Origin of the sequence: Mycobacterium sp. E2989 (genome assembly GCF_001667595.1) — a bacterium.
Lineage (GTDB): Bacteria > Actinomycetota > Actinomycetes > Mycobacteriales > Mycobacteriaceae > Mycobacterium.
Window position 1 is genome coordinate 1 of record NZ_LZJX01000116.1, and the last position, 685, is coordinate 685.

2 pseudogenes are annotated in these 685 nt (G+C 68.5%); one reads left to right on the top strand and one right to left on the bottom strand.

Features of this window, described 5'->3' with window-relative positions:
• A pseudogene (locus A5680_RS20835) lies at nt 1-399 on the top strand (hypothetical protein); the annotation flags it as partial.
• A 4-nt stretch (nt 400-403) separates the two neighbouring features.
• Here A5680_RS20835 and A5680_RS20840 read toward each other — a convergent pair.
• A pseudogene (locus A5680_RS20840) lies at nt 404-685 on the bottom strand (hypothetical protein); the annotation flags it as partial.

Sequence of the window (685 nt, forward strand, 5' to 3'; positions counted from 1 at the left end):
ATCGTGCTGCTGTCCGACGGCAAGGAGAACAAGCCGTCCAACCCCAGCGACCCGCACGACGGGGCCTACACCGCGGCGCGGCTGGCCCGCGACGAAGGGGTGCCCATCTCGACGATCTCGTTCGGCACGCCGTACGGCACCGTCGAGTACGAGGGCGCCACCATCCCGGTTCCCGTCGACGATCAGACGCTGAAGAAGATCTGCGAGATCACCGACGGCCAGTCGTTCCACGCCGACAGCCTGGAGTCGCTGAAGGACGTCTACGCGACCCTGCAGCGCCAGATCGGCTACGAAACCGTCAAGGGCGACGCCAGCCTGGCCTGGATGCTGCTGGGGGCCGTCGCGATGGCCGGCGCCGTCCTGGCCGGCCTGTTCCTGAACCGCCGGCTGCCCTCCTGAGCGATCAGACCGGCAGCCGCCGGTTGATCAGCAGCGCCAGCGCCGTCGCGATCAGGGCGGTGAGCACGCCCAGGCGCAACCACCCGGCACTGCCGGGACCCGGCACGGTGCGGTAGCCGATGTCCTTCTCGATGGCGTTGTAGCTCTTGGACAGCTCGTCGACGGTGCCGGCGGTGTAGGACTGCCCGCCGGACAGCTTGGCGATCATCTTCATCTGGTCCGTCGATACCGGCACCGCGACCCGCTGCCCGTCCATCTCGATCTCGCCGGTCTTGGTGCCGAACGA